We start from the raw sequence: 24,104 nt of genomic DNA on the forward strand, positions 1-24,104 counted from the left end.
CACTGGCAGCAGTCATGCTCGCTGCTTTCGCGCAGACGGCTGCGGCCGAGGTGAGGGTCGGTTTCGTCAATTCCGACCGCGTGATGAAGGAAGCGACGCCTGCCAAGAAGGCCCAGCAGAAGCTGGAAAAAGAATTCGAGAAGCGTGACCAGGACCTGCAACGCATGGCCAAGCAACTCCAGGGCATGCAGGAAGGCCTTGAGAAGAACGGCGTGACGATGGCCGAGGCCGAGCGTCGCAACAAGGAACGCGAATTCAACGAGCTCAACCGGGATTTCCAGCGCAAGCAGCGTGAGTTCCGTGAAGATCTCAATCAGCGTCGCAACGAGGAACTCGCTGGCGTGCTGGATCGTGCCAACAAGACGATCAAGCAGATTGCCGAGGCCGAGAAGTACGACATCATCTTCCAGGAGGCGGTATACGCTAGCCCGCGCATCGACATCACCGACAAGGTGATCAAGGCGCTGAGCGAAGCCAAGTAAGCGGTCGCCAATGGAATTCTCCCTTGGCGAGCTCGTAAGCCGGCTCGGCGGCGAACTCGTCGGCGACCCGGCTGTTGTCGTTCGGCAGATCGCGTCGATCGAAGCGGCCCGGGAAGGCGAGCTGGCCTTCCTGTCCAACCCCAAGCTCGGGGCGTCGCTGGCAACGAGCAAGGCTTCCGCATTCATCCTGTCGCCGAAGGCGGCCGGGCTGACCGACAGCCCGCGCATCCTGACGGCCGATCCGTATCTTTATTTCGCGCGCGTCGCGCAGCTCTTCAATCCGCCCAAGAAGGCGCCAGCCGGCGTGCACGCCAGCGCAGTCGCTGCGTCCGCGCTGCCGGCTTCGGTATCCGTCGGTCCCAATGCGGTGATCGGCGAGAACTGCGTGATCGGTGAAGACTGCGTGATCGGTGCAGGTTGCCTGATCGCCGACGGCGTGCACATTGGCGCGGGTTCCCTGCTGCATCCTGGCGTCAAGATCTACGACAACTGCGTCATCGGCGCGCGGGCCATCCTGCATTCCGGCTCGGTCATTGGCGCCGATGGGCTGGGTTTTGCGCGGGATGCCGACAAGCACTGGGTCAAGATTCCGCAGATCGGCCGCGTGGTGCTGGGCGACGATGTGGAAATCGGCGCCAACACGACGATCGACCGCGGTGCGCTGGACGACACCGTTGTCGGCAACGGCGTGAAGCTGGACAACCTCATCCACGTGGCCCATAACTGCCATGTGGGGGACGACACCATCATGGCGGCGATGGCCGGCCTGGCGGGCAGCACACGCGTCGGCAAGCGGGTGATGGTGGGCGGCAAGGCCGGTTTCTCGGGCCACCTGGAAGTCGCCGACGACGTGGTGATCTCTGCCGACACCAATGTGACCAAGACCCTCGACAAGGCCGGCGTGTATACGGCCATGATCCCGCTGCAGCCGCATGCGGACTGGGTCAGGAATTTTGCCCACCTGCGTCGCCTCGATGCGATGGCAGAGCGGGTGCGCGAGCTGGAAAAGAAGCTCGCCGAAATGGAAAAGAAATCATGAGCGAAATCATCGACATCAACGAAATCAAGCGTTACATCCCGCACCGTTATCCCTTCCTGCTGGTGGATCGCATCACCGAGCTGGAAGTCGGCAAGCGCGTCGTGGGCCTGAAGAACGTGACTGTCAATGAGCCTTTCTTCACGGGCCATTTTCCGCACAACCCGGTGATGCCGGGCGTGCTGATCATCGAGGCGTTGGCCCAGGCCGCCGCGGTGCTGGCTTTCAAGACCGACGGTACGGTGCCGGACGAGAACGCGATGGTGTATTTTGCTTCCGTGGACAACGTGCGCTTCAAGCGTCCGGTGGTGCCGGGCGACCAGCTCGTGCTGGAAGCGGAGATCGTGCGCGTGATGCGCAACATCTGGAAGTTCAAGGGCACCGCCAAGGTGGCCGGTGAGCTGGCCACCGAAGCCGATTTCATGTGTGCGATCAAGCGATGACGATCCACCCGACCGCCATCGTTCATCCGGGCGCACGCCTTGCCGAAGGGGTGCAGGTCGGGCCGTACTCGATCATCGGTGAACACGTCGAGATCGGCGAGGGGACCCACATCGGTCCCCACGTGGTGATCGAGGGGCACACCCGCATCGGTCGTGAAAACCGGATCTTCCAGTTCTGTTCGATTGGCTCCGAGCCGCAGGACAAGAAGTACGCCAATGAGCCGACTCGGCTCGAGATCGGTGACCGCAACACGATTCGTGAATTCTGCAGCTTCAGCACCGGCACCGTGCAGGATGGCGGCCTGACCCGCGTCGGCAACGACAACTGGATCATGGCCTACGTGCATGTTGCCCACGACTGCGTGGTCGGCAACAACACCATCTTCGCCAACAACGCGACGCTGGCTGGCCATGTGTCGGTGGGCGACTGGGCGATCCTGGGCGGTTTCACCGGCGTGCACCAGTTCGTGCGCGTCGGCGCCCACAGCTTCTGCGGCGTCGGTACGGTGCTGCTGCAGGATCTGCCGCCCTTTGTGACGGTATCCGGCAATCCGGCCGCGCCGCACGGCATCAACAGTGAGGGGCTCAAGCGCCGGGGCTATTCGAGCGAAGGCATCGCGGCCATCAAGCGTGCCTACAAGACGCTTTATCGTAACGGCCTGACCCTCGACGAAGCACGCCGCCAGATCGCCGAGGCCGCCACGCAGGCCCCCGAACTGCAGGAGTTTTCCGACTTCATCGCCGAGTCCGGGCGTGGCATCGTTCGCTGATCCATGCCAGTGCGGATTGCCATGGTGGCGGGGGAGGCCTCCAGCGACCTGCTGGCCAGTCACCTGATCAAGGCGCTCAAGCGCCATCTTCCCGATGCCGAGTTCTTCGGCATCGGTGGTCCAAAAATGCAGGCAGTGGGTTTTCAGGCCTTGTGGCCCGCCGAGAAGTTGTCGGTACACGGCTATGTGGACGCCCTCAAGAACTACCGGGAGCTGTCGGGCATCCGCCGCGAGTTGCGGGACATGCTGGTGAAGAATCCGCCGGCGGCCTTCATCGGCGTGGACGCACCCGACTTCAGCCTGTGGCTCGAGAAGCGCCTGAAGGACAAAGGCATCCCGGCCATCCACTTCGTCAGCCCGTCCATCTGGGCCTGGCGGCGGGGGCGTCTGAAGGGCATCGCGCGGGCCGTCAGCCACATGCTGTGCCTGTTCCCGTTTGAACCCGAGATCTACCGGACCGCCGGTGTGCCCGTGACTTACGTGGGGCACCCGCTGGCCGACGTCTTTCCGCTGGCGCCCGATCGCGAGGGCACGCGGGAGATGCTGCAGATCTCGCCCGGTGGGCCTGTCTTCGCGTTTCTGCCGGGCAGCCGCCAGTCGGAACTGCGCAACCTGGCGGATACCTATATCGCTACCGCGGCGCTGCTGCACGCCCGGCATCCGGATGCCCGTTTCCTGGTGCCGCTGGCAACCCGCGAGACCCGCGTGTTGTTCGAAGATGCCCTGCGGCGCCATGCCCACATGGATCTACCGATCCGCATCTTGTTCGGTCACTCTGTCGAGGCGATGATCGCCGCCGACGTGGTGCTGGTGGCGAGCGGAACGGCGACGCTGGAGGCTGCGCTGCTCAAGCGGCCGATGGTGATCACCTACAAGATCGGCAAATGGTCCTTCCGCCTCATGAAGCGGATGGCCTACCTGCCGTGGGTCGGCCTGCCCAACGTGTTGGCCGGACGTGAGGTGGTGCCCGAAGTGCTGCAGGACGCCGCCACGCCGCAGGCGCTGGCGGATGCCCTCGACGGCTGGCTGTCGGACAAGGCGCGCATCGCCGAGCTTGAGCGGACCTTCACAGACATGCATCTGCAGTTGCGCCAGGACACGGCGGACAAGGCCGCGGCGGCGATCCTGCCCTACTTGAAAGGACGTTGAAGATGCTCCTGTGCGGCGTCGATGAGGCCGGGCGCGGCCCCCTGTGCGGGCCGGTGGTGGCGGCTGCGGTGATCCTCGATCCGACGAAGCCCATCGAGGGCTTGGCCGACTCCAAGAAACTCAGCGAGAAGCGCCGCCAGCGGCTGGCCGTGGAGATCCGCGAGAAGGCGCTGGCCTGGTGCGTTGCGGAAGCCAGCGTCGCCGAGATCGACCGCATCAACATCCTGCACGCCAGCATGCTGGCGATGCAGCGTGCCGTAGCGGGGTTGTCGCAGCGGCCGGACAAGGTGCTCGTCGACGGCAACCGCTGCCCGCAGCTGGATCTGCCCTGCGAAGCCATCGTCAAGGGGGATGCGCTGGTAGCCGAGATTTCCGCGGCATCGATCCTCGCCAAGACGGTGCGCGACGAGCTGCTGGTCGAACTCGACAAGCGCTACCCTCAATACGGCCTGGCCGGCCACAAAGGCTACCCGACCGCGGCCCATCTGGCTGCGCTGCGTGCCCATGGCGCCTGCGAAATCTATCGCCAGAGCTTTGCGCCGGTGCGCGACGTAATCTCCAATCCGCCCTTGTGGACCGAGGATGACCTGCGATGAAACACCACCATCTGCTGCTGCTCGTGCATCTTGCAGGCGTGATCGTCTGGGTCGGCGGCATGGCTTTCGCCCATTTCTGCCTGCGGCCGTCCGCCTTGCAGCTGCCGCCTGCCCAGCGCCTGAACCTGTGGCATGGAGTCTTCGGGCGCTTCTTCCCGATTGTGTGGGGTGCCATCGCGGCCATTGCTCTGTCCGGTTTCGCAATGTTGCTGGAGGTGGGCTTCGCCCAGGCGCCGCGTTCCTGGCACATGATGGCTGGGGTGGGGTTGGTGATGATGGTGATCTTCGCGAGCATCTGGTTCGGCCCCTGGCAGGCGTTCAAGGCGGCGGTGGCCGCGGAGAGCTGGGCCCAGGGCGCGCAGGCGCTCAATGCGATCCGCCAGCGGGTGGTTGTCAACCTCGTGCTGGGAACGTTGACCGTCGCGCTCGCAACGGTTGGCTTGGCATTCTGAACCGTGAAGCAGATCAGCTCGCGGGATAACCCGACCATCAAGCAACTGCACGCGCTGGCAACGTCGGCGCGGGACCGGCGCAAGGAAGGGCGGACGCTGCTCGATGGCGCGCATCTGCTCGGGGTTGCGCTGGATAAGGGTGTCGATGTACTGCAGATCATCGTCAGCGAGAGCGGGCGCCGACAGGCGGAGATCGAAGCCTTGCTGGCGCGCTGCCCCTCCGAGCGGCAGATCGAGGTGCCGGATCGCCTGTTTGCGCATATCAGCCCGGTGGATACGCCCAGTGGTGTGATCGCGGTGGTTGCGACTTCCGTTGCGAATGAAGGGCGCCCGATCGTCGAGAGCTGCGTGCTGCTCGATGGGGTTCAGGACCCCGGCAATCTCGGCACCATCCTGCGCACCGCGGCGGCAGTTGCGGTGAAGGACGTGCTCCTCACTCCCGGCTGTGCCCAGGCCTGGTCGCCCCGCGTGCTGCGGGCGGCGATGGGGGCCCACTTCGGATTGCGCATCCGCGAAGGCGTCGATGCGGCTGTGGCGCTGGAGGCCTTTCCCGGCGCCATCCTGGCGGCGGATCTGCGGGACGCCACCGAACTCTATGACCTGGACCTGCGCGGTCCGGTGGCCTGGCTGTTCGGTTCGGAAGGGCAGGGGCTGTCCGCCGAAGTGGCGGCGCTGGCCACCCGCCGCGTGCTGATCCCGATGCCGGGCGGCATGGAGTCCCTCAACGTGGGGGTGGCGGCCGGCGTGTGCCTGTTCGAGCAGCTCCGCCAGCGGCGTTGAGTGGGGTGCTCAGTCGGGTAGTTTGAGGTCGGCAGCGCTCGCTGCCGCCGCGGCATCGTGGTCGGCGCGGAAGGGCAGCACGCCCAGCAGCGGTGCTGGCAGACGACGGTTCAGGGCTTCCAGGTTCTGTTCGAAGCGCAGCATGGCTGGATCCACCTGATTGGCGATCCAGCCAGCCAGCCGCAGGCCGCGGGCCTGGATGGCCTCCGCGGTGAGCAGGGCGTGGCTGATGCAACCGAGCTTCATGCCCACCACCAGAATCACTGGCAGGCCCAGGTGCTGGGCCCAGTCGGCGGTGTCGAGGTCGTCGCCCAGCGGCACGCGGAAGCCACCGACGCCTTCCACCAGCACTAGTTCGGCCTGGGCACGGAGTGCCTCGAAAGCTGCGTCGATTCTGGCCGGATCGATGGTCACGCCTTCCTCGGCCGCGGCGATGTGCGGGGCGATCGGGCTGGCCAGGCAGTAGGGATTGAGCAGCGCTAGGCCCGGGTCGAAGCTGCCGGCAGCACGCAGGCGGGCCGCATCTTCGTTGAGGAATTCACCATTGATCATCTCCGCGCCGGCAGCGATCGGCTTCATGCCGACAGCGCGCAGGCCACGGGCGCGGGCTGCGTGGAGCAGGGCGCAGGTGGAGAAGGTCTTGCCGATTTCGGTATCGGTGCCGGCAATGAAGTAGGCGCTCATTTCTTTTCTGCTATCAACCAGTAGGTGTCGTAGGACGCCGGCAGGCCGGCGGGGGTCCGGTAGGCCTCGTAGGCTGCGCTCAGGCGGCTCCAGGCGGCCTTGCCGAGGGGCGCCGGGCGGCGCGGCGCGCCGGTCTGGTGGGCGCCGAGGGTCTTGATGTCGCGCAGCAGGCGGCGCAGGTCGGGCGCCCAGGCGTAGAGGGTGTCGCGCTCGCTGGCGACGATTTGCAGGCCCGCGTCCTCGACGGCATCGTCGATGACTTCCGGCGGCTGGAAGCGCAACACGTGTTCGTGCTGATCCACGTGGCTGAAGGCATCGCGCAACTCGCCGAGGGTGCCGGGGCCGAGGCTGGCGATCCACAGCTGGCCGCCGGGGCGCAGGCTGCGTGCGAGTTCCGGGAAGGCCTTGCGCGGATGGCACCACTGCAGCGCGTAGCTGGACCACAGCAGGTCCACGCTGGCTTCCGCCAGTGGCAGGCGTTCCATGTCCGCACACAGCGGTTCGGCGAGCCCGGCGGGATGACGGCGCAGCATCGAGGTGGCGAAGTCCAGCGCGATCAGCTGGGCTGCGGGGAAACGCTGCCTGAGGCCGGGAAGCGCATAGCCGGTGCCGCAGCCCGCATCGACGATGCGGCCGGGCTGCAGCGGCTGCGGGGCGGCCAGCGCGAACAGGCGGTCGCAGGCGCTGCGCTGGACGGCGGCAACTGCATCGTAGGCGTCGGCGGCCTTGTTGAAGGCGGCGCGGACGGCACCTTTTGGGGCGGGGGCGTCAGTCAAGGGCGAAGCCCTCGATCAGCATCGCGCATTCTTCGGGGCGCGACAGGAAGGGTGCGTGGCCGCACTGGCCGAACACCGTCAGGCGCGCATCGGGCAGCGTGTCGGCCAGCCATTCCGCGGCGGCCACCGGCATCAGCTTGTCTTCGCGGCCATGGAGCAGGCGCACGGGCTGGCAGATTTCCGGGACGAGGACGCGCAGGTCGGTTTCGGCGAGCAGGCGCAGGCCGTCGGCGAGGGCTGCTTTGTGGACTTCGTCGGCGCTTGTGATGCTGTCGGTCAGCGTCGCGGCGACTGCCTTGCGGGCGCTGTCGCCGAAGCTCTGTAGCGCCACGAAACGGCGCTGCGTCGCGTCCGGTGCGCTGTCGAAATCCTGGCGGAAGGTGCTCAGCGTTGCGCCCGGCAGTGCCGCCGGCCAGTCGCTGGCCTGGACGAAGCGCGGTGAGGCGCCGATCAGTACCAGCCTGGCTACGCGCTCGGGGTGCCGCTGGGCGAGATGCAGCGCGAGCTGGGCGCCGAGGGACCAGCCGACGAGAACGGCGCCTTCCGGTATGCGGGGGAGTAGGGCATCTGCCCATTCGTTCAGGCTGGGCCCGACGGGGGCTGCGCTGCCGTGGCCCGGTAGATCGGGGGCATGCAGCGTGAAGGTGCCGGCCAGCGTAGCGGCCAGCGGTTTCCAGACCGTCGCGGACAAGCCCCAGCCGTGGAGCAGGACGAGATCGCGGCTCATGCCGGGCCACCTTCGAGGCGCAGGAGGGCAGCGATGAGGTGATCCACCTGTGCCTCGCTATGCGCAGCAGACAGCACGATGCGCAGGCGCGCGGCGCCCTTGGGCACCGTCGGCGGGCGGATCGCCGGCACCCACAGGCCTTCCGCGTCGAGGGCGCGGGAGACCGCCAGCGTCTCGTGGTTGTCGCCGATGACGACGGGCTGGATCGGCGTGTCGGACGGTAGCAGTTGCCAGCGCTTCAGTTTCAGCCCGGCCTTGAAGCGGGCGATCAGGGCTTGCAAGTGGGCGCGGCGGGCGTCGCCGTGTTCGATCAGGTCGACGGCCGTCAGCAGTGCGTCGGCGAGCAGCGGCGGGGCGCCGGTGGTGAAGATGTAGCTACGCGTCTTGTTGAGCAGCCAGTCGATGATCTTGCGCTGCCCGGCGATGAAGGCGCCGGACACGCCGGCGGCTTTGCCGAGGGTGCCCATGTAGATCAGGCGCGGCGAGCTCAGGCCGAAGTGCGCGAGGCAGCCGCGGCCTTGCGGGCCCAGCACGCCGAAGCCGTGGGCATCGTCCACCAGCAGCCAGGCCTTGTGTGCCTCCGCCAGCGCGAGCAGTTCGCGCAGCGGGGCGATGTCGCCGTCCATGCTGAACACGCCATCGGTGACGATCAGCTTGCGTGGCGCGGTGGAGGCCTGCAGGCGGGTCGCCAGGGCCTGGACATCGCAATGGGGGTAGCGGATCAGCTCGGCGCGGGACAGTAAGGCGCCGTCCACCAGCGAGGCGTGGTTCACCTTGTCGGCGAAGATCGCGTCGCCGCGGCCGACCAGTGCCGGCATGACGCCGATGTTGGCCATGTAGCCGGTGGAGAAATACAGCGCGTCCTCCATGCCGACGAAGGCGGCGAGGCTGGCTTCGAGAGCTTCGTGGGCGGCATAGTGGCCGCTGACGAGGTGGGATGCGCCGGAGCCGACGCCCCAGCGGTCGATGCCGCGGTGGGCTGCGTCAGCCAGCGCGGGTTCGGCGGCCAGGCCCAGATAGTCGTTGGAGCAGAAGGCGGTGACCGCATCCTCCCGGTCGACGAGGTGGGTCTCCGGGCGGCAGGGAGTCGTGACAATGCGGCGGCGGCGGCGCAGGCCGGCGGCGTCGAGTTCGGCGAGGCCGGCGTCCAATTCGTCGAGCGGATCGGGATACTCAGGCAAGGCTGGCCTCCAGGGCGGCAGCGCAGCGGCTGGCGAGGAAGTCGATCTCGTCGTCGCCGAGGATGTAGGGGGGCATGGTGTAAACGGTATTACCGATCGGGCGCAGCAGAAGTTCCCGCTGCAGGGCTTCGGTGAAGAAGCGGCGGGAGAAGCCGGCCGGTGCGTCGGCCACATCGAACGCCAGGATCATGCCCTGCTGGCGCAGATGGCGGACCGCTGGATGGCCGCCGATGGCGCTCCGGAAGGCCTCGCCGATGCGCTGAGCCTTGACGCGGTTGGCGGTGATCACGTCGTCCTGCGCGAAGATGTCGAGGGTCGCCAGCGCTGCCCGGCAGGCCAGCGGGTTGCCGGTGTAGGAGTGGGAGTGCAGGAAACCGCGGGCGGTGTCGTCGTCGTAGAAGGCGTCGAAGACGGTGTCAGTGGTGAGGACGATGGACAGGGGTAGGTAGCCGCCGGAGATGCCCTTCGACAGCAGCAGGAAGTCCGGCCAGATGCCGGCCTGTTCGCAGGCGAAGAAGCTGCCGCTGCGGCCACAGCCGACGGCGATCTCGTCGGCCACCAGATGCACCTGGTAGCGGTCGCACAGGCTGCGTGCCAGGCGCAGGTATTCCGGGTCGTACATGACCATGCCGGAGGCGCCCTGGACCAGCGGTTCGACGATCAGTGCGGCGGTTTCGTCGGCGTGTGCGGCCAGGTGGGCTTCCAGCGCGGCGGCGGCGCGGCGGGCCACGTCGGCGGCCGTTTCACCGGCTTCGGCGAGGCGGGCGTCGGGTGTCGGTACGCAGGTGCCGCCACGCACCAGCGGGGCATAGGCGTCGCGGAAGATCGCCACATCGGTGACGGCCAGTGCGCCGACGGTTTCGCCGTGGTAGCTGCCGGCCAGGCTGACGAAGCGGTTCTTGCCGGGGCGGTTAGTGTTGCGCCAGTAATGCACGCTCATCTTGAGGGCAATTTCAGTGGCCGAGGCGCCGTCCGACGCGTAGAAGGCGTGCCCGAGTTGGTGGCCGGTGAGGGCGGCCAGACGCTCGGACAGCTCGACCACCGGTTCATGGGTGAAGCCGGCCAGCAGCACGTGTTCGAGGGTGTCGAGCTGAGTCTTGAGGGCGGCGCCGATGCGCGGATTGGCGTGGCCGAACAGGTTGACCCACCAGGAGCTGATGCCGTCCAGGTAGCGCTTGCTGTCCATGTCGTACAGCCAGGCGCCGTCGCCACGTTTGATGGGCACCAGCGGCATCTGCTCGTGGTGTTTCATCTGGGTGCACGGGTGCCAGACCGCGGACAGGGAACGGGCGAGAAGATCGCTGTTGCTGGTGTTGGACGACATGGTGGCTTCGGCTGCGACGGAAGTGAAAAGTGGAGCGGCCATGGCTGGCGGCTCCACTCAGGGGGCCGGTGCCGGGCGGCACCGGTCGATTGCGTGGACGGCTTAGTACGAGTAGATCGTAGCGCCGCTGGAACCCACTGCGGTGTAGATGTTCTGGGCCCGCACGGCGCCGTAGATGCTCGCACCGGGGGTGGCGCTGGTGCGCTGGGTCCAGCCGCCCGTGCCATCGAGTTCGCGGGTATAGACGGCACCGCTGGCGCCCAGGGCCACCAGACGCGAGCCGACGGAGGCGGTGTACAGGGTTGCGCCCAGGGTCGTGCTCGTCCACAGCGATCCATCGGTACTGGTCAGCACGGTGCCGTCAGCGCCCACCGCGATGTAGTAGTAGGTGGTGGTGCTGTTGACGGTCTGGCTGCCCGATGCGACTGAGGTCAGGTCGCCTGATTGCGTGGCCACCGTCCAGGTATTCACGTCCGTGGCGGTAAGAACCTTGCCGTTGCTGCCGACCGCGACCCATACGCCGTTGTTGTAGGTGACACCGCGCAGGGCGATGCCGCTCACGTCCTGGCTGATGGACGTCGGCGTGCTCCACGAGGTGCCGTTGGTGGAGTAGCGGATGGTGCCGTTCTCGCCCACTGCGACCAGCGTGGAACCGCTGGTGGCAACGGCATTGAAGGTGTTTGTGGTTCCCGTGGTGCCGCTGCCGAGGGTCGTCCAGTTGTTGATGTCGGAGCTGTAGACGACGCTGCCGCCGGTGCCGACGGCGTAGTAGTTGCCCAGGCCGCTGGCGTAGACGACCGCCTTCAGGTCGATGGAAGACGATACCCCGGTACCGGTCGGGGTGATCCAGTTGAGTTTGGACGTGGAGCGGTAGATACGGTCGGCATCGGTGTCCGGCGTGTTGTAGATGCTGCCGCCATCGCCCACCGCTACGTAGGAGTTGTTGCTCGAACTGCTGATGGAACGCCCGTAGGCGATACCACGCAGCGTCTGGCTGCCGAGGGTTGCACCCGCCGGCCAGTTGTCGCCGCTAAGGCGGGGGGTCGCAGTGACGGGCGTCGAGCCCGGGCCGCCAGGGCCGCCATTGTTACGGCCGTTGAGTGTGAGGGCGTAGAGCGTCCCGTTGACGAGCGCTACCGAGCGGTCGTCCATATTCAGCAGATAAGGGGAGCCCACGCTGAGCTTGAAGCTGGCGGTCTTGTCGCCCGGATTGACGGTCGTGGTTCCGGTGTTGAACCACAGCCAGTAGTCCACGCCGGATACTTGGTCCCAGGTAACGAAAATCTGTTGGTCGCCCGCTGCCACCGTGACATTCGTCGGGGCGGAGGAGGCGCTGCCGCCGCCGCCGCAGGCGGAAAGAACGGCAGCACTGAGAGTTGCAGTGAGGAGCAGTCGGCGTCGGGGGAGAAACATGAAGTTGGCCATCGAGAAATGGATTGAACTCGAGATTTTACAACACGGCGGCCTTCATGCTCCTCCTGAATCCTGTTGCCGATGGGAATGCCAGGATGATGGGTCAGACGATTTGAACGCCAGCCAGCTCCTTGAGCAGGATTTCCTGGGCCGCACGGCGGGTTGTGCGGGGATTCTTCTTCCGATAGACGTTGTCGCTATCCATTTCCCAGGCCTGGCAGTTGTCGCCCAGGTAGGGACGCAGGCCTTCCTTGATGACCCGTCGCTTGATCTTCGGGTCGAGGATCGGGAAGCCGACCTCGATGCGCTTGAAGAAGTTGCGTTCCATCCAGTCCGCACTCGACATGTAGAGCTTGTCGGCACCGTCGGCACGGAAATAGAAAATCCGGTGGTGCTCCAGGAAGCGGCCGACGATGGAGCGCACCCGGATGTTCTCGGACAGGCCGGGCACGCCGGGCTTCAGCGCGCACACGCTGCGGGCGATGATGTCGATCTCGACGCCGGCGCAGGAGGCTTCGTACAGCGCCTCGATGGTTTCCGGTTCGAGCAGCGCATTGACCTTGACGACGATACGGCCCTTGCGGCCCGCCCGCGCGATCTCGGCTTCCTCGCGGATGGCTGCCACCACGTTGGGCTGCAGTGTGAACGGGGCCTGCCACAGATGCTTGAGCTTGCCGGCTTGGCCGAGCCCGGTGAGCTGCTTGAAGACTTCTGCGACGTCGGCGCCGATTTCGTCGTTGGCGGTGAGCAGGCCGAAGTCGGTGTAGAAGCGGGTCGTGCGCGGATGGTAGTTGCCGGTGCCGAGGTGGGCGTAGCGCTTCAGCTTGCCGTCTTCGCGGCGCACCAGCAGCAGGAGCTTGGCGTGGGTCTTGTAGCCGAACACGCCGTACACCACGTGGGCACCGACCTCTTCGAGGCGGGCCGCCCAGCTGATGTTGGCTTCTTCGTCGAAGCGGGCCATCAGCTCCAGCACCACGGTGACTTCCTTGCCCTTCTGGGCGGCGCGGACGAGGTGCTCCATCAGCACGGAATCGGTGCCGGTGCGGTAGACGGTCATCTTTACGGCGACCACGTCGGCGTCGTCAGCCGCTGCCTTCAGCAGTTCGATGACCGGCTCGAAGCTCTGGAACGGGTGGTGCAGCAGGATGTCCTGGCGGCGCATCGCAGCGAAGATGTTCTCCTGCTTGTCGAGGCCCTTGGGGCGTGCCGGCAGGAAGGGGCGGTACTTGAGGTCGGGGCGTTCCACCCAGTCAGGCACCTGGTTCAGGCGGACAGGGTTGACCATGCCGGGAACCCGATAGACGTCGGCAGGGCTGAGGGCAAACTGCTTCATCAGGAAGTTGGCCATCGCTTCCGAGCAGTTGTCGGCGATCTCCAGGCGCACCGCGTCGCCGAAGTGGCGCTGCTGCAGTTCGCCCTTGAGGCTGGCGCGCAAGTCCTTGACCTCTTCCTCGTCCACGAACATGTCGGAGTTGCGGGTCACCCGGAACTGGTAGCAGCCGAGCACGTTCATGCCTTCGAAGAGCTCGCCGACGTGGGCGTGCAGCAGGGAGGACAGGAACACGAAACCGTAGTCGACGCCGGTCAGCTCCTTCGGCAGGCGGATCACGCGGGGCAGCGCGCGGGGCGCTTGCACGATGGCGGAGCCGGAGCTGCGGCCGAAGGCGTCGCGGCCCTCCAGCTCGACGGCGAAGTTGAGGCTCTTGTTGAGCACGCGCGGGAAGGGGTGGGCCGGGTCCAGGCCGATGGGCGTCAGCACAGGCATCACTTCACGCATGAAGTAGTCCCGCGCCCACAGGTGCTGGGCGTCGGTCCATACACTACGGCGCAGGAAGACGATGCCTTCCTCGGCGAGGGCCGGCAGGATGGTGTCGTTGAGCAGCGCGTACTGCTCGGCGATGATGGTATGGACCTTGGCGCTGATCAGGCTGTGCAGCGCGGATGGGCTCAAGCCGTCGGTGGTTATGGCGTGGCTACCGAGGCGCAGTTGCTCCTTCACGCCGGCGACCCGCACTTCGAAGAACTCGTCCAGGTTGCTGGACACGATACACAGGAAGCGCAAACGTTCGAGCAGCGGTACGGCCGGGTCGGCGGCTTGGGCAAGGACGCGGCGCTGAAACTGAAGCAGGGAGAGTTCGCGGTTGATGAAGTGATCCGAATTGAAATGGCGGATATTGTTGGTACGGTGCATGGGCTCTCCTCTTGATCTTCTGATTAGGCCCTGAGTATGTGACATTTTTGTTGCATAAAGATGACGACTGCCGTAGGGGCCGGATTGATGCGGGGCGTCGCCCGGCGCAGTGCTAGAATTTCCAGCTTTCGCGCCGTCCGGCGCCACTTGTGCGTGTTTCATGAATCGTGAATTGATTGCCGCCATCGATCTGGGGTCCAACAGTTTCCGTCTGCAGGTCGGGCGGATCGTCAACGACCAGATCTATCCTCTCGATGGCATCAAGGAGGCCGTCCGTCTCGCCGCCGGCCTGTCCCCCGACCGGATGCTGGATGCGGCGTCCCAGTTCCGCGGCATCAGCGCGCTGCGCTGCTTCAACGAGCGTATCCGCGACTATCCGCTGGACGCCGTGCGGGCGGTGGCGACCAATACCCTGCGGGTGGCCAAGAACGCACCGCATTTCCTGGTGCAGGCTGAGGCTGCGCTGGGTTTTCCGATCGAGGTCATTGCCGGACGGGAAGAAGCGCGCCTGATCTATGTAGGGGTGGCGCACACGCTGCCCAACCCGCACAAGCAGCAGCTGGTGGTGGATATCGGCGGCGGTTCCACGGAGTTCGTGATCGGCAAGAGCTTCCAGCCGATCAAGCTCGAATCCCTCTACATGGGCTGCGTGAGCTATTCCCTGCGTTATTTCCCCGAAGGCCGCATCGACAAGCGCGGCATGCGCGAAGCCGAACTGGCGGCCCAGAAGGAGATCCAGACCATCACCCACGCCTATCGCGAGGTGGGTTGGGAAGAGGCGGTCGGTTCCAGCGGCTCGGCCAAGGCCCTGGTGGACATCCTGGAACTCAACGGGCTCTCCGATGGCGGCATCACCCGTAGCGGCCTCGACCGTCTGCGTACGCTGATGCTGAAGGCGGGGCACCTGGACAACCTGCAACTGGAAGGGCTACGCCCCGATCGCCTGCCGGTGCTGCCCGGCGGCCTGGCGATCATGTGGGCGATCTTCCAGGAGTTCAGCCTGGAACGGATGACCTTCTCGGAAGGCGCCCTGCGTCTCGGCGTGCTCTACGACCTGCTCGGCCGCTACCACCACCACGACCTGCGCGACGCCACCGTGTCGGCCTTCATGGAACGCTACGGGGTGGACATGGCCCATGCCAGGCAGGTGAGCGAGACGGCGTTGGCCTTCCTGTCGCAACTCGATCCGACCTCCAGCGACGAGGAGAACGTGGACCGGCGCTTCCTCGAGTGGGCCGCGCGGCTGCACGAGATCGGGGTGTCCGTGGCCCATTCGAGCTATCACAAGCACAGCGCCTACATTCTCGGCAATGCCGACATGCCGGGTTTCTCGCGCATGGACCAGGGGCGCCTGGCGCGCGTGGTGCTGGCCCATCGCGGCAAGCTGGCGCGCATCGGCGCGCTTGATCCGGACAGCCCCGAGTGGCGCTTGATCCTGTGCCTGCGCCTGGCGGCAGTTGTCCATCGCGCCCGTGATGGGCGTGGCGTGCCGCCGCTGCGCGTCAAGCGCGAGGGGCGTGGGCATGTGGTGGTGGCGGATGCCGAATGGCTGCGCAACCTGCCGCTTACTGCGGCGGCGCTGGATGAGGAAGAGCGCCAGTGGCAGACCATAGGCCTGCCACTGAGAGTGCGCGTGGAGCGGGCTGCGGCCCGCAGTCCGGCTGGCGCCTAGGCGTCGGTCGATGAGTCCGGAGCCCCGTCCGCTCCCCGTGGTCCGCCTCGAACGCGCAGGAGGGGGGGCGCGGGTCGTGTTGTCGGGGGACTGGACGCTGCGCCTGCTGCAGCCGGATCTCGACGCCCTCGGGCGTCAGCTCGAGCAGGCCGCGTCCGACGGCAGCTGGGATCTGGAGGCCGTGTCGCGCCTCGACAGCTTCGGTGCGTTGCTGCTGTGGCGGCGCTGGGGGCGGCAGCGTCCGCCAGGGCTGGTGCTGCCGGACAGGCTAGCGCCGGTCTTCGCGCGCCTTGCCGAGCTCGGTGACGGCGGCCTGCCCGTCGAGCCGGGCTATCGTTTCCTCGACGGCACGGAGGGCGTTGGCCGCCTCTTCTTCAAGATGCTCCGCAATGCGGTCGGCTTCGTCGCGCTGATTGGCCAGCTCGTCATCGACTTCGCCCATCTGCTGCGGGCACGGGGCCACTGGCCGGTGTTGGAAACCTCGGCCAACTTCTACAAGGTCGGGGTCAGGGCCATGCCGGTCACGGCGCTGGTCGGTTTCCTGATCGGGGTCGTGCTGTCCTACCTGTCTGCGCTGCAGTTGCGGGCCTTTGGGGCGGACGTGTTCATCGTCAATATCCTGGGGCTTGGCATCATCCGGGAGCTCGGTCCGGTGCTGGTGGCGGTGCTGGTGGCCGGACGTTCGGGCTCGGCGATGACGGCGCAGATCGGCGTGATGCGCGTCACCGAGGAAATCGATGCGCTGGCGGCGATGGGCATCTCGCCCTATGTGCGGCTGGTGCTGCCCAAGGTGCTTGCGCTGACGCTGGCGATGGCGCCGCTGACCCTGTGGGGCTCGGCAGTGGCCTTGTTCGGCGGCATGGTGTCGGCCAACCTGCAGCTGGATCTGAGCTTCGACTATTTCGTGAATGCCCTGCCGCGCGCCGTGCCGGTGGCAAACCTGGTCATCGGCCTCTGCAAGGGGGCGGTGTTCGGGCTGATGATTGCGCTGGTGGCCTGTTATTTCGGGCTGCGCGTGAAGCCGAATACCGAGAGCCTGTCGGCCAATACGACCGCCTCGGTGGTCACGTCGATCACCGTCGTCATCCTGGTGGATGCGGTATTCGCCATTGCGACCCGCTCCATCGGCCTGCCCCGATGAGCGACTACCCCGTCGAGGTCCGCGGGCTGGAGACCCGCTTCGGGCAGACCTGGGTCCACCGGGGCATCGATCTCGCCGTGCCGGCTGGGGAAGTGCTGGCCCTCGTCGGCGGTTCCGGCAGCGGCAAGACTACGTTGCTGCGCCAGATGGTCGGCCTGCTGCGGCCGACTGCGGGCGACGTGAGCCTGTTCGGTGAGCCGCTGTTTGCCGGCTCCCGCGCCGAGCAACTCGAACGCCGGCGGCGCTTCGGCATGCTGTTTCAGCAGGGCGCGCTGTTTTCTGCGCTGAATGTGTTTGCCAATGTGGCGTTTCCATTGCGGGAGGTCGGCGTCACCGACGACGCGCTGCTGCAGGATCTGGTGCGCCTCAAGCTGGCGATGGTGGAGCTTGATGCCGATGTGGCGCGGCGCATGCCCGCCGAGCTGTCCGGCGGCATGGTCAAGCGGGTGGCGCTGGCGCGGGCATTGGCCCTGGAGCCGGAACTGCTGCTGCTCGACGAGCCGACGGCCGGACTCGATCCGGACCGCAGCAGCGGTTTCGTGCACCTCATCCGCGCCCTGCATCGGGCGCTGGGGCTCACCGTGGTGCTGGTGACCCACGATCTGGATACGCTGGCGGCATTGGCGAGCCGCGTGGCGGTGCTGGCGGAGGGGCGTATACTGGCTTTCGGCCCGCTTGACGAGATAGTCCAGGTGCAGGATCCCTTCATAGAGCGTTTTTTCCATAGCGATCGTGCCCAGGTTGCACTGGCGCGCGGGCGGGGGATGGGCTGATGGAGAGCCGGGCCCACGCCATTGCCGCCGGTCTGTTCGTGATCCTGCTGAGCGGGGCGATCGTGCTGTCCCTGTGGTGGTTCTCCGACAAGCGGGAGAGCACCCGTGAGGTCGTGCTGGTGACGTCGGGCAGCGTCAATGGCCTGAACCCCCAATCCACCGTGCGTTACCGCGGCATCGTCGCCGGCAAGGTGGCAGATATCGCCCTCGATCCGGCCAATCCGAAAGACCTGCTGGTCAAGGTACGGATCCGCACGGATCTGCCGATCACCCGCGGTACGCGGGCGCGCATGGCCAACCAGGGGGTGACCGGGCTGGCCTATATCGCCCTCGACGATGCTGGTGACAAGCCGGAGCCCTTGCAGGGGGAGGGCGGCGGTCCGCCGCGCATCCGCCTGGCGCCCGGTCTGATCGAGGAGGTGGCTGATGCCTCGGTGCAGACCCTCAGGCGCGTGCAGGAGATCGTCGATCGCCTGGCGGTGCTGACCCGCCAGGACAACCTGGAACACCTCGAGAAGACCCTGGCCAATCTCGAATCGTCGAGCAAGGGGCTTGACCAGACCCTGCAGGAAGCTCCGAAGGCCCTGGCGGCGGTGCGGCAGGTCTTCAGCAAGGACAATCTGGCGCGCATCGACCGTTCCCTGACCAACCTCGAACGCCTGAGTGCCGACGCGGCGCCGATGGCCAGCGACGGCCGCGCGCTGCTGGTGAGGCTGCAGACCGTGGCTGACCGGGTGGACAGCGTCGTCGGTGCGGCCGGCGAGGGTTTTGCGACCAGCACACTGCCGCGCCTGAACGTGCTGTTGCAGGAACTCACCACCACGTCGCGGCAGTTGTCCGACCTGCTCGACGAACTCGACAACTCGCCGCAGCTCCTGCTGTTGGGACGCGGCAAGCCGGCGCCGGGGCCCGGCGAGGCCGGTTTCCATAGCCGGCCCACGGCACGGTGAGTCCGGGACCATCAACGATGCGCTTTCTGTGTCCACAATCGATGCGTGAGTATTTTCACTTCCGGTTCTTGGTGCCCATACTCCTGGCGCTCACCGTGGCGGCGTGCGGCAGCCTGCCCAAGGCGGCGCCCAACTACTCGATGCATGATTTTGGTCCGCTCGATTCGGCCACGCTGCGTCCCCTCGGCTTTCCGATCCGCAGCGCCGAGGTGGTGCCGGCGTCGTGGCTCGCCTCGACGACCATGCAGTATCGCCTCGCCTACGCGCAGCCGACCCGGCGGCAGTTCTACCTGGAAAGCCGGTGGGTTGCCCAGCCGGGCCAGCTCGTGGAGCTGGCGGTCAAGCGTTCGATGAAGACCAGCGAAACTGCCGTGTCCTCCAGCGGTTGCCGGCTGCGGGTGGACCTGGACGAGTTTATCCAGGTCTTCGACGAGGAAGGACGCAGCCGCGGGCTCATCGAGGCGCGCGCGGCCCTGCTGGCGCCGCGCACGGATCAGCTCATCGCGACCCGCGGTTTCGCGGTCACCCGCCCGGCGCCGACGCCGGATGCCGTAGGCGGCGTCACCGCGCTGCGGGAAGGCGTGCTGCAACTCAACCGCGAGCTGCTCGACTGGCTGGAAGCCATCGACAAGGAAGGCGTGGCGCGCCCTGGCGGTGGCGTCCGCGCCCGCTGTTCAGCCTGAAACCCGACCGGCAGGAACGTGCCGGCGCATAGTGACAACTGAAGACCAAGGAGGAGAGCCCATGAATGCCGTTGCCGAAACCCTTACCGACCCCTTGCTGTTGCGTGACGACACCAATGGCGTGACGACGCTGACGCTGAACAGGCCGGGCCAGTTCAACGCGCTTTCGCAGCCGATGCTGGATGCGCTACTGGCGGAACTCACCGGCATCGCTGCCGATGCCTCGGTGCGTGTCGTCGTGCTGGCCGGGGCCGGCAAGGCCTTCTGTGCCGGGCACGATCTGAAAGAGATGCGCGGCAACTACACCAAGTCCTTCCAGCAGGCCCTGTTCCGCCTGTGCGGCAAGGTCATGATGCAGATCGTGAACATGCCCCAGCCGGTGATCGCCCGCGTGCATGGCATCGCCACCGCCGCCGGCTGCCAGCTGGTGTCCATGTGCGATCTGGCGGTGGCCTCCGACGTGGCGCGCTTCGCGGTGTCCGGCATCAACGTCGGGCTGTTCTGCGCGACGCCGAGCGTCGGCCTGTCCCGCAACATGGGGCGCAAGGAAGCCTTCGAGATGCTGGTGACCGGCGACTTCATCGACGCCGCCGAGGCGAAGCGCCGTGGGCTGGTCAATCGCGTGGTGCCCATTGAGGCATTGGACGAGGAGGTGGCCAAGCTCACCGCTTCCATTTGCGCCAAGTCGCCGGTGGCCATCTCGATGGGCAAGCAGATGTTCTACTCGCAGCTCGAAATGGGGCTCGACGCGGCCTACCAGCAGGCGGCCGAGGTGATGGCCTGCAACATGATGAGCGAGGACGCCGCCGAAGGCATCGACGCCTTCATGGCCAAGCGCAAGCCGGTGTGGACCGGCAGGTAAGCGCAGCTTGCCCGTGCTGATCGACACCCACTGCCACCTGGACGCCGCGGAGTTCGACGCAGACCGCGCTGCCGTTTTCGAGGCGGCCCGGGCGGCAGGGGTGGGCGGCTTGCTGGTGCCGGCGGTGGAGGCGGCCAACTTTGCGAAGGTCGCCGACCTGGCCGCCCGGCTGCCGGAATGCCGCTACGCACTGGGGATTCACCCCATATACGTGGCCGGGGCGAGGGGGGCCGATCTGGAGCTGCTGCGCGATGGCTTGGCACGGGGTGGGGCGGTGGCGGTCGGCGAGATCGGCCTGGACGGCTTCATCCCGGACGGCGATCTGCCGCGCCAGACGGCGTTCTTCATCGCTCAGCTCAAGCTGGCGCGGGAATTCGACCTGCCTGTGGTGCTGCACGTCCGCCGCGCGCAGGACGCTATCCTCAAATGCCTGCGCCAGATCCGGGTGCGCGGCGGCATCGCCCATGCCTTCAACGGTAGCCGCCAGCAGGCCGAGGCCTTCATCAAGCTGGGTTTCAAGCTCGGTTTCGGCGGTGCGATGACCTACACCGGCTCGCGGCGCATCCGCGAGCTGGCGGCGAGCTTGCCGCTTTCTTCCATCGTGCTGGAGACCGACGCGCCGGACATTCCGCCCGCGTGGTGTGCCGGCGGGCGAAACGATCCGGCTAACCTGGCGCGCTTCGCGCAGGAGCTGGCGCTGCTGCGCGGCATCGACGTGGATGCCGTGATCGCCGTAACAGGAGATAATGCGGTCGACGCGATTCCTGGCCTGGCTGACCTGCCGGAGTTCAGGCCTGCACTTCCGGTGCCGTCGGACGGCTGCTGGCGATGAGCTGGCGGATGTCGTCCTTCATGCGGCTGATGTCCCCGTCGAACTTCTCGCAGTTCATCATCGAGATCCCGAAGACGTAGGCGTAGAGCAGCATGCTGCGGGTGGACGCCTCGTGCATCGGCATGCCGGCAGCCAGAAATAGTTCGCGGGCACAGCGCAGGCGCCAGGCGTCCACTTCCTCGACGATCAGTGCAGCAGCCGTATCGCGGCGTGCCCATTCGCGCATCGCCAGTTCGATGAGGATGCCCTTGCGGTTGCGGCTGGCGCTATACACGTCGATGACGTGGAAGATCTGCGCCTCCTCGTCGCCGGTTGGCCTCGTCTGCTTGACGATGTCGCGGATGCGCCCGTCCTTCCAGGTCTCGAGCACGCCGGAAAGCAGGTCCTGGCGATCTTTGAAGTGCCAGTAGAAGCTGCCCTTGGTCACGTGCAGGCGCTTGGCCAGCACTTCGACGCGCACGCCGGTGACGCCTTCGTCGGCGAGGGTATCGAGGGCGGCCTGGACCCAGGCGTCACGGTCGAGCTGAAGGCGGGGCGGTTTTTCCATACGGTGTAGTATTGACGGGTGCAGTCCCCATACGGTACCGTACGGAAAGTGACAAAGCAAGGTGCCTGTGAGAAGCTCGCGGCTTTGCTGGTCCGTCTCCGTGTCGGCACCGGATTGCCGGCGGAAGCGGCGGTCGGAGAACAGGTTTGCCAGCAGGAGGTCGAATCGTCGATGCCTGCGGCAGATCCAGAATATGGTGGAGAACCTCTACAAATGGAAGGAGCGCAGCATTGAAGATTCTGGTTCCCGTTAAACGCGTGGTCGATTACAACGTCAAGGTACGCGTTAAGAGTGACGGATCTGGCGTGGATATCGCCAACGTCAAGATGTCCATGAACCCGTTCGATGAAATCGCGGTCGAAGAAGCAGTACGCCTGAAGGAAGCCGGTGTGGCAACTGAAGTGGTGGCCGTCTCCTGCGGCGTGGGTGCCTGCCAGGAAACCCTGCGCACCGCGATGGCGATCGGTGCCGATCGCGGCATCCTCGTCGAGACCGATGCCGACCTTCAGCCGCTGGCCGTCGCCAAGCTGCTGAAGGCGCTGTGCGACAAGGAACAACCCCAGCTGGTGATCTGCGGCAAGCAGGCCATCGACGACGATGCCAACCAGACCGGCCAGATGCTGTCCGCGCTGAAGGGTTGGCCGCAGGCCACCTTCGCGTCAAAGGTGGCGCTGGGCGACGGCAAGGCCAGTGTGACCCGTGAGATCGACGGTGGCCTGGAGACCCTCGAGATCTCCCTGCCGGCCGTGGTGACCACTGACCTGCGCCTGAACGAGCCGCGCTATGCGACGCTGCCGAACATCATGAAGGCCAAGAAGAAGCCGCTGGAAACCGTCAAGCCCGCCGATCTGGGCGTGGATGTCACCCCCCGCCTGACGACGCTGAAGGTTGCCGAGCCGCCGAAGCGCAGCGCCGGCGTGATGGTGGCTGACGTGGCTCAGCTGGTCGAGAAACTCAAGAACGAAGCGAAGGTGCTGTAATGACGATTCTGGTTGTTGCCGAGCACGACAATGCGTCCCTGAAGGGCGCGACCCTCAACGCCGTATCCGCTGCCGCCAAGCTGGGCAGCGACGTCGCCATGTTGGTGGCGGGCTCCGCTGCTGCGGCCGTCGTCGAAGCGGCGGCCAAGGTGGCCGGCGTTGCCAAGGTGCTGGTGGCGGATTCTGCCGCCTTTGCCGACCAGGCCGCCGAGAACCTCGCTGCCCAGGTCGTCGCCACGGTGCAGGCTTCCGCCGGTGCCATCACCCACGTGCTGGCCCCTGCCACCACCTTCGGCAAGAATGTGCTGCCGCGCGTCGCGGCGCTGCTCGACGTGGCTCAAATCTCCGAGATCGTCGCCATCGAGTCCGCCGACACCTTCGTGCGCCCGATCTACGCAGGCAATGCGCTGGCTACCGTCAAGTCGGTTGATCCGGTCAAGGTCATCACCGTGCGTACCACCGCTTTCGAGGCGGCGGGCGAGGGTGGTTCGGCTGCCGTCGAGAATGTGGCTGCGGCGGCTGACCTGGGCCTGTCCAAGCTGGTTGGCCGTGAGCTGACCAAATCTGCCCGTCCCGAACTGGGTGCCGCCAAGATCATCGTTTCCGGTGGTCGTGGCGTGGGTAGCGGCGAGAACTACCACAAGCTGCTCGAGCCGCTGGCCGACAAGCTCGGTGCCGCCCTTGGCGCGTCCCGCGCCGCCGTCGATGCCGGCTTCGTGCCCAACGACTACCAGGTCGGCCAGACCGGCAAGATCGTCGCGCCGCAGCTCTACCTGGCCGTCGGTATCTCCGGCGCCATCCAGCACCTGGCCGGTATGAAGGACTCCAAGGTGATCGTCGCGATCAACAAGGATCCGGAAGCGCCGATCTTCCAGGTGGCCGACTACGGTCTCGTCGCCGACCTCTTCGAGGCCGTGCCGCAACTGACCTCCGCCGTCTGAGGACGCTCGGAGCCGGGGCAGGCTGAATGAACTTCGCGCCCGATCTCTTCTCTGCAGGCTGGCACATCTTTGCCTGTCTTTGCGGACTGGGGGTCGGAGCGTGGGTGATCCGGACCGCCCCCTGGCGGCGCATGCTGGATGGGCATCAGCTGAATGCCCTGGCAGGCGCCGCCGTCGTTCTCACGCTGTTGTGGAGCCTGAATGCCGGTGTCTATCCCGGTCTCAACCTCCACATCCTAGGGGCGATGGCCGCGACGCTGATCTTCGGGCCGCAACTGGCCCTCGTCGTGCTGACCCTGGCGCTGATCGGCGTGACGCTGAACGGCAGCATCGAGTGGACCGCCATCCCCATCAATTTCCTCGCCATGGGCATCGTGCCGGTGGCGCTGGGCTCCCTGTACTTCCGTCTCGTGGAACGCTGGCTGCCCAAGCATTTCTTCGTCTACATCTTCGTCAACGCTTTCATCGGCGCGATGGTGATCGTTCTGATCCAGGGTTTGATTGCGTCCCTGATGCTGTTCTCGGCCGGCGCCTACTCGGCCGACAAGCTCCTGTCCGAATACCTGCCGTTCTTCCTGCTGCTGGGCTTTGCGGAAGCCTGGCTGTCGGGCATGGCGCTGACCCTGATGGTCATCTATCGCCCGGAGTGGGTCGCCAGTTTCGATGATCGTGTCTATCTGATGAACAAATAGCAGTGCCCTGGCTTCGCGGCCGTCAAA

26 protein-coding genes are annotated in these 24,104 nt (G+C 66.3%); 18 read left to right on the forward strand and 8 right to left on the reverse strand.

Going from position 1 to position 24,104, the window contains the following annotated elements; genetic code table 11:
* Positions 1-14 precede the first annotated feature (14 nt).
* From AC3QL2_RS20090 to AC3QL2_RS20125, 8 genes are read left to right on the forward strand one after another with little or no spacing between them, the layout of a single operon-like run.
* Positions 15-482, forward strand: a complete 468-nt coding sequence (locus AC3QL2_RS20090) for an OmpH/Skp family outer membrane protein (protein WP_493233147.1) — start codon at positions 15-17, stop codon at positions 480-482.
* 10 nt (positions 483-492) lie between these two features.
* The gene (gene lpxD, locus AC3QL2_RS20095; RefSeq protein WP_493232932.1) at positions 493-1,521 is read left to right on the forward strand and encodes a UDP-3-O-(3-hydroxymyristoyl)glucosamine N-acyltransferase; all 1,029 of its coding nucleotides are present in this window, start codon (positions 493-495) and stop codon (positions 1,519-1,521) included.
* A gap of 8 nt (positions 1,522-1,529) precedes the next feature.
* Positions 1,530-1,961, forward strand: coding sequence for a 3-hydroxyacyl-ACP dehydratase FabZ (gene fabZ / locus AC3QL2_RS20100; RefSeq protein ID WP_481118242.1), 432 nt, complete (start codon positions 1,530-1,532; stop codon positions 1,959-1,961).
* A complete protein-coding gene (lpxA, locus tag AC3QL2_RS20105) occupies positions 1,958-2,731 on the forward strand; it encodes an acyl-ACP--UDP-N-acetylglucosamine O-acyltransferase (protein WP_493232931.1) in 774 nt (257 codons plus the stop codon). Before fabZ ends, lpxA begins: the two co-directional genes overlap by 4 nt.
* Positions 2,732-2,734: 3 nt before the next feature.
* The gene (gene lpxB / locus AC3QL2_RS20110) at positions 2,735-3,880 is read left to right on the forward strand and encodes a lipid-A-disaccharide synthase (RefSeq protein WP_493232930.1); all 1,146 of its coding nucleotides are present in this window, start codon (positions 2,735-2,737) and stop codon (positions 3,878-3,880) included.
* Between the two features lie 2 nt (positions 3,881-3,882).
* Positions 3,883-4,476 (forward strand): ribonuclease HII, encoded by a 594-nt coding sequence (gene rnhB / locus AC3QL2_RS20115; RefSeq protein WP_493233146.1) that lies wholly within the window; start codon positions 3,883-3,885, stop codon positions 4,474-4,476.
* Positions 4,473-4,928 (forward strand): CopD family protein, encoded by a 456-nt coding sequence (locus AC3QL2_RS20120; protein WP_493232928.1) that lies wholly within the window; start codon positions 4,473-4,475, stop codon positions 4,926-4,928. The genes rnhB and AC3QL2_RS20120 overlap by 4 nt, the downstream gene beginning before the upstream one ends.
* 3 nt (positions 4,929-4,931) lie before the next feature.
* Positions 4,932-5,708, forward strand: coding sequence for a TrmH family RNA methyltransferase (locus AC3QL2_RS20125; RefSeq protein ID WP_493232926.1), 777 nt, complete (start codon positions 4,932-4,934; stop codon positions 5,706-5,708).
* Between the two features lie 9 nt (positions 5,709-5,717).
* On the opposite strand, the gene bioD is transcribed toward AC3QL2_RS20125, so the two are convergent.
* The 7 genes from bioD to ppk1 form a co-directional block, all read right to left on the reverse strand.
* Positions 5,718-6,392 carry a dethiobiotin synthase gene (bioD, locus tag AC3QL2_RS20130; RefSeq protein ID WP_493232925.1) on the reverse strand — a complete coding sequence of 225 codons (675 nt, stop codon included), beginning with the start codon at positions 6,390-6,392 and terminating at the stop codon, positions 5,718-5,720.
* On the reverse strand, positions 6,389-7,168 hold the full coding sequence (locus AC3QL2_RS20135) for a methyltransferase domain-containing protein (RefSeq protein ID WP_493232924.1): 780 nt from the start codon (positions 7,166-7,168) through the stop codon (positions 6,389-6,391). The genes bioD and AC3QL2_RS20135 overlap by 4 nt, the downstream gene beginning before the upstream one ends.
* The gene (locus AC3QL2_RS20140) at positions 7,161-7,895 is read right to left on the reverse strand and encodes an alpha/beta fold hydrolase (RefSeq protein ID WP_493232923.1); all 735 of its coding nucleotides are present in this window, start codon (positions 7,893-7,895) and stop codon (positions 7,161-7,163) included. The genes AC3QL2_RS20135 and AC3QL2_RS20140 overlap by 8 nt, the downstream gene beginning before the upstream one ends.
* A complete protein-coding gene (gene bioF, locus AC3QL2_RS20145) occupies positions 7,892-9,076 on the reverse strand; it encodes an 8-amino-7-oxononanoate synthase (protein WP_493232922.1) in 1,185 nt (394 codons plus the stop codon). The genes AC3QL2_RS20140 and bioF overlap by 4 nt, the downstream gene beginning before the upstream one ends.
* Entirely contained in the window at positions 9,069-10,400 is a 1,332-nt protein-coding gene (gene bioA / locus AC3QL2_RS20150) for an adenosylmethionine--8-amino-7-oxononanoate transaminase (protein WP_493233145.1), read from the reverse strand. The genes bioF and bioA overlap by 8 nt, the downstream gene beginning before the upstream one ends.
* Before the next feature lie 102 nt (positions 10,401-10,502).
* Positions 10,503-11,813 carry a beta propeller repeat protein gene (locus AC3QL2_RS20155; RefSeq protein ID WP_493232921.1) on the reverse strand — a complete coding sequence of 437 codons (1,311 nt, stop codon included), beginning with the start codon at positions 11,811-11,813 and terminating at the stop codon, positions 10,503-10,505.
* Positions 11,814-11,916: 103 nt separating this feature from the next.
* Complete coding sequence (ppk1, locus tag AC3QL2_RS20160; RefSeq protein ID WP_493232920.1) at positions 11,917-14,004, reverse strand: polyphosphate kinase 1; 2,088 nt, start codon at positions 14,002-14,004, stop codon at positions 11,917-11,919.
* Positions 14,005-14,164: 160 nt separating this feature from the next.
* Here ppk1 and ppx point away from each other — a divergent pair, with 160 nt between their 5' ends.
* The 7 genes from ppx to AC3QL2_RS20195 all read left to right on the forward strand — a co-directional run bounded on the left by ppx (position 14,165) and on the right by AC3QL2_RS20195 (position 20,917).
* Positions 14,165-15,676, forward strand: coding sequence for an exopolyphosphatase (ppx, locus tag AC3QL2_RS20165; protein WP_493232919.1), 1,512 nt, complete (start codon positions 14,165-14,167; stop codon positions 15,674-15,676).
* Between the two features lie 10 nt (positions 15,677-15,686).
* Entirely contained in the window at positions 15,687-16,817 is a 1,131-nt protein-coding gene (locus AC3QL2_RS20170) for an ABC transporter permease (protein ID WP_493232918.1), read from the forward strand.
* Positions 16,814-17,590 carry an ABC transporter ATP-binding protein gene (locus tag AC3QL2_RS20175; protein WP_493232917.1) on the forward strand — a complete coding sequence of 259 codons (777 nt, stop codon included), beginning with the start codon at positions 16,814-16,816 and terminating at the stop codon, positions 17,588-17,590. The genes AC3QL2_RS20170 and AC3QL2_RS20175 overlap by 4 nt, the downstream gene beginning before the upstream one ends.
* Positions 17,590-18,540, forward strand: a complete 951-nt coding sequence (locus AC3QL2_RS20180) for an MlaD family protein (RefSeq protein WP_493232916.1) — start codon at positions 17,590-17,592, stop codon at positions 18,538-18,540. Before AC3QL2_RS20175 ends, AC3QL2_RS20180 begins: the two co-directional genes overlap by 1 nt.
* A 71-nt stretch (positions 18,541-18,611) precedes the next feature.
* Positions 18,612-19,223 carry an ABC-type transport auxiliary lipoprotein family protein gene (locus tag AC3QL2_RS20185; protein WP_493232915.1) on the forward strand — a complete coding sequence of 204 codons (612 nt, stop codon included), beginning with the start codon at positions 18,612-18,614 and terminating at the stop codon, positions 19,221-19,223.
* 61 nt (positions 19,224-19,284) lie between these two features.
* Positions 19,285-20,085, forward strand: a complete 801-nt coding sequence (locus tag AC3QL2_RS20190; RefSeq protein ID WP_493232914.1) for an enoyl-CoA hydratase — start codon at positions 19,285-19,287, stop codon at positions 20,083-20,085.
* Between the two features lie 13 nt (positions 20,086-20,098).
* Positions 20,099-20,917 (forward strand): TatD family hydrolase, encoded by an 819-nt coding sequence (locus AC3QL2_RS20195; RefSeq protein ID WP_493232913.1) that lies wholly within the window; start codon positions 20,099-20,101, stop codon positions 20,915-20,917.
* Here AC3QL2_RS20195 and AC3QL2_RS20200 read toward each other — a convergent pair.
* Positions 20,874-21,464, reverse strand: coding sequence for a TetR/AcrR family transcriptional regulator (locus tag AC3QL2_RS20200; protein WP_493232912.1), 591 nt, complete (start codon positions 21,462-21,464; stop codon positions 20,874-20,876). The genes AC3QL2_RS20195 and AC3QL2_RS20200 overlap by 44 nt on opposite strands.
* Before the next feature lie 230 nt (positions 21,465-21,694).
* Between AC3QL2_RS20200 and AC3QL2_RS20205 the strand changes: the two genes are divergently transcribed.
* The 3 genes from AC3QL2_RS20205 to AC3QL2_RS20215 are packed head-to-tail and all read left to right on the forward strand — an operon-like array spanning position 21,695 to position 24,077.
* Complete coding sequence (locus AC3QL2_RS20205) at positions 21,695-22,444, forward strand: electron transfer flavoprotein subunit beta/FixA family protein (RefSeq protein WP_493232911.1); 750 nt, start codon at positions 21,695-21,697, stop codon at positions 22,442-22,444.
* Positions 22,444-23,385, forward strand: coding sequence for an FAD-binding protein (locus AC3QL2_RS20210; protein ID WP_493232910.1), 942 nt, complete (start codon positions 22,444-22,446; stop codon positions 23,383-23,385). The genes AC3QL2_RS20205 and AC3QL2_RS20210 overlap by 1 nt, the downstream gene beginning before the upstream one ends.
* Positions 23,386-23,411: 26 nt before the next feature.
* Entirely contained in the window at positions 23,412-24,077 is a 666-nt protein-coding gene (locus AC3QL2_RS20215; RefSeq protein WP_493232909.1) for an energy-coupling factor ABC transporter permease, read from the forward strand.
* The last annotated feature ends 27 nt before the right edge of the window (positions 24,078-24,104 follow it).

The sequence above is a fragment of the Zoogloea sp. GW822-FHT05C07 genome, from assembly GCF_058800215.1.

Bases quoted from the DNA above. Each gene is read 5' to 3' on its own strand.
- AC3QL2_RS20090 (WP_493233147.1), top strand. From the start codon at position 15: ATGCTCGCTGCTTTCGCGCAGACGGCTGCGGCCGAGGTGAGGGTCGGT.
- lpxD (WP_493232932.1), top strand. From the start codon at position 493: ATGGAATTCTCCCTTGGCGAGCTCGTAAGCCGGCTCGGCGGCGAACTC.
- lpxA (WP_493232931.1), top strand. From the start codon at position 1,958: ATGACGATCCACCCGACCGCCATCGTTCATCCGGGCGCACGCCTTGCC.
- lpxB (WP_493232930.1), top strand. From the start codon at position 2,735: ATGCCAGTGCGGATTGCCATGGTGGCGGGGGAGGCCTCCAGCGACCTG.
- rnhB (WP_493233146.1), top strand. From the start codon at position 3,883: ATGCTCCTGTGCGGCGTCGATGAGGCCGGGCGCGGCCCCCTGTGCGGG.
- AC3QL2_RS20120 (WP_493232928.1), top strand. From the start codon at position 4,473: ATGAAACACCACCATCTGCTGCTGCTCGTGCATCTTGCAGGCGTGATC.
- bioD (WP_493232925.1), bottom strand. From the start codon at position 6,392: ATGAGCGCCTACTTCATTGCCGGCACCGATACCGAAATCGGCAAGACC.
- AC3QL2_RS20140 (WP_493232923.1), bottom strand. From the start codon at position 7,895: ATGAGCCGCGATCTCGTCCTGCTCCACGGCTGGGGCTTGTCCGCGACG.
- bioA (WP_493233145.1), bottom strand. From the start codon at position 10,400: ATGTCGTCCAACACCAGCAACAGCGATCTTCTCGCCCGTTCCCTGTCC.
- AC3QL2_RS20155 (WP_493232921.1), bottom strand. From the start codon at position 11,813: ATGTTTCTCCCCCGACGCCGACTGCTCCTCACTGCAACTCTCAGTGCT.
- ppk1 (WP_493232920.1), bottom strand. From the start codon at position 14,004: ATGCACCGTACCAACAATATCCGCCATTTCAATTCGGATCACTTCATC.
- ppx (WP_493232919.1), top strand. From the start codon at position 14,165: ATGAATCGTGAATTGATTGCCGCCATCGATCTGGGGTCCAACAGTTTC.
- AC3QL2_RS20170 (WP_493232918.1), top strand. From the start codon at position 15,687: ATGAGTCCGGAGCCCCGTCCGCTCCCCGTGGTCCGCCTCGAACGCGCA.
- AC3QL2_RS20175 (WP_493232917.1), top strand. From the start codon at position 16,814: ATGAGCGACTACCCCGTCGAGGTCCGCGGGCTGGAGACCCGCTTCGGG.
- AC3QL2_RS20180 (WP_493232916.1), top strand. From the start codon at position 17,590: ATGGAGAGCCGGGCCCACGCCATTGCCGCCGGTCTGTTCGTGATCCTG.
- AC3QL2_RS20190 (WP_493232914.1), top strand. From the start codon at position 19,285: ATGAATGCCGTTGCCGAAACCCTTACCGACCCCTTGCTGTTGCGTGAC.
- AC3QL2_RS20200 (WP_493232912.1), bottom strand. From the start codon at position 21,464: ATGGAAAAACCGCCCCGCCTTCAGCTCGACCGTGACGCCTGGGTCCAG.
- AC3QL2_RS20210 (WP_493232910.1), top strand. From the start codon at position 22,444: ATGACGATTCTGGTTGTTGCCGAGCACGACAATGCGTCCCTGAAGGGC.
- AC3QL2_RS20215 (WP_493232909.1), top strand. From the start codon at position 23,412: ATGAACTTCGCGCCCGATCTCTTCTCTGCAGGCTGGCACATCTTTGCC.